The organism is Paraglaciecola sp. (assembly GCF_051252315.1).
Lineage (GTDB): Bacteria > Pseudomonadota > Gammaproteobacteria > Enterobacterales > Alteromonadaceae > Paraglaciecola.
The window spans coordinates 1-6,292 of sequence record NZ_JBPOFP010000176.1 but is presented as its reverse complement, the minus strand read 5'-3'; the positions used below and the strand labels follow the sequence as shown (position 1 = coordinate 6,292).

The 6,292-nt window shown below is 38.4% G+C and carries 4 protein-coding genes; 3 read left to right on the top strand and 1 reads right to left on the bottom strand.

Annotation, left to right across the window (positions count from 1 at the left end; genetic code table 11):
- Positions 1–198 precede the first annotated feature (198 nt).
- From glyQ to ACSHXM_RS20450, 3 genes are read left to right on the top strand one after another with little or no spacing between them, the layout of a single operon-like run.
- Entirely contained in the window at positions 199–1,104 is a 906-nt protein-coding gene (gene glyQ / locus ACSHXM_RS20460; RefSeq protein ID WP_435692019.1) for a glycine--tRNA ligase subunit alpha, read from the top strand.
- Positions 1,105–1,106: 2 nt separating this feature from the next.
- Positions 1,107–3,173 carry a glycine--tRNA ligase subunit beta gene (glyS, locus tag ACSHXM_RS20455; RefSeq protein WP_435692017.1) on the top strand — a complete coding sequence of 689 codons (2,067 nt, stop codon included), beginning with the start codon at positions 1,107–1,109 and terminating at the stop codon, positions 3,171–3,173.
- Between the two features lie 19 nt (positions 3,174–3,192).
- Entirely contained in the window at positions 3,193–3,636 is a 444-nt protein-coding gene (locus ACSHXM_RS20450; protein WP_435692015.1) for a hypothetical protein, read from the top strand.
- A 152-nt stretch (positions 3,637–3,788) separates the two neighbouring features.
- Here the strand turns inward: ACSHXM_RS20450 and gyrB are convergent, their stop codons facing one another.
- Entirely contained in the window at positions 3,789–6,212 is a 2,424-nt protein-coding gene (gyrB, locus tag ACSHXM_RS20445) for a DNA topoisomerase (ATP-hydrolyzing) subunit B (protein ID WP_435692013.1), read from the bottom strand.
- Between the last annotated feature and the right edge of the window lie 80 nt (positions 6,213–6,292).

Genomic DNA, 6,292 nt, shown 5'->3' with positions numbered 1-6,292 from the left:
CTACCTAGCTAGTTCATCATAAAGATAAAAAATGGCTAGTAAGCTTTATTGCCTTTGTCGTACTTAAGGCATTTCACCCAATTTCACTTCACAACTGATTTAAATGCACGAATAATTGCGCTTTGGCCTACATACGAGCCCCTACAACAGGTATACTTGCGGACGTTTTTTTGAATTTTATTTATAGATGGCAGGACAATGCAAAAGTTTGATTGTAAGACATTTCAAGGCCTTATATTGGCGCTACAAGATTATTGGGCTCGCCAAGGCTGTGTAATCATTCAACCCCTTGATATGGAAGTTGGTGCAGGCACATTTCACCCAATGACATTTTTAAGATCAATAGGCCCAGAACCTATTAGCAGTGCATATGTCCAGCCTTGCCGCCGACCTACAGATGGTCGGTATGGAGAAAACCCGAATCGTCTTCAACATTATTATCAATTTCAAGTAATGTTAAAACCTTCTCCAGACAATATTCAAGATTTGTATTTAGGATCCTTAAAGGAGTTAGGCTTCGATCCGCTCGTTCACGACATCCGATTCGTGGAAGATAATTGGGAATCACCTACTTTAGGCGCCTGGGGTTTAGGTTGGGAAATTTGGTTAAATGGAATGGAAGTCACACAGTTTACTTACTTCCAGCAAGTAGGCGGACTAGAATGCACTCCAGTAACCGGTGAAATCACTTACGGTTTAGAACGCTTGGCTATGTACATTCAAGGTGTAGATAGCATTTATGACCTAGTATGGACTGACGGCCCGATGGGTAAAGTCACATACGGTGATGTATTCCACCAAAACGAAGTAGAACAATCAGCCTACAACTTTGAGCATGCAGATGTTGAGGCACTATTTGCTACCTTTGATCAATGTGAAAAAGATAGTCAGCATCTAATTGAACAAAACTTACCGTTACCAGCGTACGAACAGGTTATGAAAGCATCCCATGCTTTTAATTTGTTAGATGCCAGACATGCTATTTCAGTGACCGAACGCCAGCGTTACATTCTTAGGGTGCGAACACTTTCTAAAGCCGTTGCACAAGCCTATTACGAAGCACGAGAATCCCTTGGCTTTCCAATGTGTAAAAAGGAGAAGTAGCCATGAGAAAAGAAAATTTATTAGTTGAAATAGGCACGGAAGAACTACCACCAAAATCTTTGGTTAAGTTAGCGACTGCGTTTAAAGATAACGTAAAGTCACAATTCGAAGATAACGAATTAACCTTTTCAAAAATTAATTGGTATGCATCCCCGCGGCGACTAGCTGTCTCGATTGAAGGAGTTTCCGAATTTCAAGCTGATAAGTTAGTTGAAAAACGAGGCCCAGCCGTATCGGCAGCGTTCGACGCAGAAGGTAATGCCACGAAAGCAGCACAAGGTTGGGCTCGATCAAATGGAATTGATGTAGCTGATGCAGAACGATTAAAAACAAACAAGGGCGAGTGGTTACTTTATAAAGCCGAAGTTAAAGGCCAAGCAATAAACAATCTAGTCGCTCCTTTAATAGAAAAAGCATTAAAAGCATTGCCTATTCCTAAGCCAATGCGTTGGGGTGAAAAGCTAACTCAGTTTATCCGACCTATACACACAGTAACAATTTTATTTGGTTCAGATTTAGTAGAAGGTGAAGTTCTTGGAGTTTCATCACAGCGATTAATAAAAGGACATAGATTTCATTCAAACGCTCCTTTCGAGCTAGACCATGTAGATAATTACCTAGTTGAATTGGAGCGTCACTATGTAATAGCACAGCATGATGTTCGTAAAGAGAAAATATTAGGCCAAATAAAAGCAGCAGCGGAAAAAGAAAACGCTACGGCAGATATAGATGATGATTTATTAGATGAAGTCACGTCACTAGTAGAATGGCCTGTTGCACTAACAGCAAGCTTTGATGATTCTTTTTTAGCCGTGCCTAAAGAAGCCTTAATCTACACAATGAAAGACGACCAAAAATATTTTCCATTGCTAGATCAAAACGGTCAACTTAAATCAAGATTTGTATTTATCACCAATATAGAAAGTAAAGATCCACAAGCTATTGTTAGTGGAAATGAAAAGGTTATTCGACCTAGATTGGCCGATGCAGAATTTTTCTACAACACAGATAAAAAGAACACCCTTGAATCACGCTTAGAAAGCCTCAAAACCATATTGTTTCAAAAACAGCTTGGTACTTTATTCGAAAAATCGGAACGTATCGCGACTATGGCTAAAAGCATTGCTGCAATGTTGGGAGCTGACGAACAAGCGGCTTATCGAGCCGGTCTGTTATGTAAAACTGACTTAATGACTAATATGGTTATGGAGTTCCCTGATGTACAGGGCGTAATGGGTATGCATTATGCTCGTGTCGATGGAGAGTCAGAAGACGTAGCAATTGCGCAAAATGAACAATACAAACCTCGCTTTGCCGGTGATGAGCTCCCTAGCTCTAACGTTAGCATATGTGTTGCTTTAGCAGACAAAATTGACACTTTAGTTGGAATATTTGGTATCGGTCAAACGCCTAAAGGTGATAAAGACCCATTTGCTTTAAGAAGAGCTTCAATTGGGGTTTTACGAATTATTGTAGAGAAATCTTTACCCTTAAATTTAGTCCCGTTAATCGAAGCTTCAATTAAAACATTCGGTAATAAAGTCGATGAAAAAGGCCTTAATGATTCAGTCACAGATTTTGTACTTGCCCGCTTTAAGGCTTGGTATGCTGAACAAGGTGTAGGAGCTGAAGTAGTACAAGCTGTAGCTATTAACCGCCCTACTCGACCAGCGGATTTTGCTGCTCGTATTGAAGCTGTTAAATCATTTAATTCCTTGGAATCAGCCGAAGCATTGGCTGCTGCAAACAAACGTGTTGCAAATATTTTAGCGAAAAATGCCAACGACGTGGCGACTGTACTGAATAATACCTTACTGGTAGAAGCAGCTGAGATAACGCTTGCGAATGCTTTAGAAAGTGTCGAAAGTCGCATCAAACCAATGTTGGCTGATTCAGATTATAAGTCCTCACTAACCACATTGGCGGAATTAAAAGAACCTATTGACGACTTCTTTGAGAACGTAATGGTTATGGCTGACGATGAAGCAACTAAAAATAACCGCTTAGCCTTATTATCAAGATTAAGGTCGTTATTTTTATGCTGTGCTGATATTTCGGTTCTTGGATAAAACGGACAAGTTAAGATTTATGAATAAAAGACGGTTGGCCTCTTTGGTAGTAGTTAGCAGCTTTCTAAGCGGTTGTGCAACTACTGCTATAGAAACATTTATCCAAGAAAAAAATTATGATGGTTTATATTTAAGAGGGGTCTTTTCTTGGTGGGAAGCTGACGAAAAATATAAGTTAATCGAAGTCTCGAAGCAAAAGTATTCTACTACGATCGAACTTATTGCAGATGGACAGCCTTATGACTTTAAGTTTGCTGATGCTAATTGGACACCTGGTTATAACTGTGGATTCCAAGATAATGAAGATCAAGTTATTAAAGTAGGTAAACAAGTAAACGCAGATTGTGAAACTGACGACGAAAACTTTCGATTTACACCAACAGAAACTGGAACATACGAGTTTGTCATTGATTTTAGTGGTTTCGGTTCTCCTTCGGTAGTCGTCAATTTAATTACAATTTAGCCTAACGACATAGTGACAAGCTTAATAACTTTTTAAGCTTTTCAGTATCAGTATCAAGTATGTCAAAGCAAATTAACATTGTTTTGTTTTAAACATAAAAAAAGCCATTTCAATTCTGAAATGGCTTTTATTTGTCAAAACTTTCGTATTAACTAGACATCTAAGTTTGCTACTTTCAGTGCATTTTCTTCAATGAAAGCTCTACGCGGTTCTACCTGATCACCCATTAATGTAGTGAATAGTTGATCGGCACCTATTGCATCCTCAATTGTAACTTGCAACATTCTACGTGTAGAAGGATCCATGGTAGTTTCCCAAAGTTGTCCAGGATTCATTTCACCTAATCCTTTATAACGCTGAATATATTGGCCCCTCTTAGATTCAGCCATAAGCCAATCTAATGCCTCTACAAAGCTACTTACAGGTTTTGTTTTATCATTTCTTTGAACATATCCACCCGCTTCTATCATGCCGTTTATGGCCTGGTTAAGCTCCTTGATTCGTTTATATTCATTTGAATCTATAAACTCTTTATCAATTTTATATTCAGTGTCTATACCATGTAGTCTGATAATTATAGATACATACCAGTTATTTCTTTCTGAATCATGTCTAATTTCAAAAGTATACGTTGCACCATCTATCTCATCAGCAGTAAGTTCTTCTGTAAATGTCTTAGCAAAACTTTCTAATTTCTCTTCACTATTAACAGAATCAGATTCTAAAGTATTAGTGTACACAAGCTTATTGAGTATAACTTCAGGCATTATACGGCTTATTCTCGCTATCATTGTCATAGCGGTTTGATATTGGAGCACTAAACTTTCTAAAGCCACTCCTGATACTGCAGGGGCACTTTCATTAACGTGTAAAGATGCATTATCTAAAGCGATTGAAGTTAAGTAAGTAGTTAAAGATTCGTCATCTTTTAAATATTGCTCCTGCTTCCCTTTCTTAGTTTTGTATAAAGGTGGCTGTGCAATATAAATATATCCGCGTTCGATAATTTCAGGCATTTGACGATAGAAAAACGTTAAAAGCAATGTACGTATATGAGATCCATCTACGTCAGCATCTGTCATGATGATAATACGGTGATAACGCAGTTTTTCTGGATCATATTCGTCACGTCCTATACCACAACCAAGAGCGGTAATAAGAGTGGCTACTTCTTGAGATGACAACATTTTGTCAAATCGAGCTTTTTCTACATTTAGAATTTTACCTTTCAAAGGGAGAATAGCTTGGTTTTTACGATTACGTCCCTGCTTGGCAGAACCGCCAGCAGAGTCCCCTTCCACTATATATAGTTCAGATAGTCCAGGATCTTTTTCTTGGCAATCTGCAAGTTTACCTGGCAAACCAGCTAAATCTAACGCACCTTTTCTTCGAGTCATTTCGCGAGCTTTTCGTGCCGCCTCTCGAGCTCTTGCTGCGTCTATAATCTTACCAACAATAATTTTGCTTTCTGCTGGATTTTCTAATAAAAATTCTTGAAGTTTTTCGCCCATCACCGTCTCTACAGCCGGCCTGACTTCAGAAGAAACTAACTTGTCTTTGGTTTGAGAAGAAAATTTAGGATCTGGTACTTTAACTGAAACTATAGCTGTAAGACCTTCTCTAGCATCATCACCACTCGTACTGGTCTTGGCCTTCTTTGAAAGACCCTCTTTATCCATGTAGCTATTTAGTGTTCTAGTTAATGCGCCTCTGAATCCTGCTAAGTGACTACCGCCATCCTTCTGCGGAATGTTGTTTGTAAAGCAAAATACGCCTTCCTGGAAGCTATCATTCCACTGCATCGCCACTTCAACAGAAATACCATCCTCTTCTCTATGCGATTCAAAATAGAAGATCTTTTGATGAATAGGAGTTTTATTTTTATTTAAATATTCAATGAATGCAGTGATTCCACCTTCATACTCGAAGTGATCTGACTTTCCAGTTCTTTCATCTTCTAAAATGATACATACGCCAGAGTTTAAGAATGATAATTCACGTAACTTCTTAGCTAAAATGTCATAATGGAATTCGGTGTTAGTAAATGTTTCATCACTAGGCCAAAAGCGGATACTCGTTCCAGAAGTCTCTGAATCACCAATTATTGATAATGGCTCTTGAGGTTCGCCATGAGTGTAATATTGTTCATGCAATTTACCAGCACGTCTAATCTGTAATTGAAGTTTAGTCGAAAGAGCATTTACTACTGATACACCTACGCCATGAAGACCACCTGAGACTTTATAAGAGTTATCATCAAACTTACCACCTGCATGCAAAACAGTCATAATAACTTCAGCAGCAGATACGCCCTCTTCTTCATGTATTTCAGTAGGTATACCACGGCCATCATCTTTAACCGATACTGAACCATCAATATGTATCTTTACATTAATGCTAGAGCAATGACCCGCTAAGGCTTCATCAATTGAGTTATCTACAACTTCGAAGACCATATGGTGAAGGCCGGTTCCATCGTCCGTATCTCCGATATACATACCAGGTCTTTTTCTTACTGCATCAAGTCCTTTTAGTACTTTTATACTCGACGAGTCATAAACATTTTCTTCTGACATTTAGTTAAATCTCCTCTTTCACCTGATTATGTTTCACGTGAAACACTGTTTTTTCATTATATTTATTTAAAAATTCTAAC

Excerpts from the sequence above, each read along its gene's own strand:
- ACSHXM_RS20450 (WP_435692015.1), top strand. The coding sequence starts at position 3,193 with ATGAATAAAAGACGGTTGGCCTCTTTGGTAGTAGTTAGCAGCTTTCTA.
- glyQ (WP_435692019.1), top strand. The coding sequence starts at position 199 with ATGCAAAAGTTTGATTGTAAGACATTTCAAGGCCTTATATTGGCGCTA.
- glyS (WP_435692017.1), top strand. The coding sequence starts at position 1,107 with ATGAGAAAAGAAAATTTATTAGTTGAAATAGGCACGGAAGAACTACCA.
- gyrB (WP_435692013.1), bottom strand. The coding sequence starts at position 6,212 with ATGTCAGAAGAAAATGTTTATGACTCGTCGAGTATAAAAGTACTAAAA.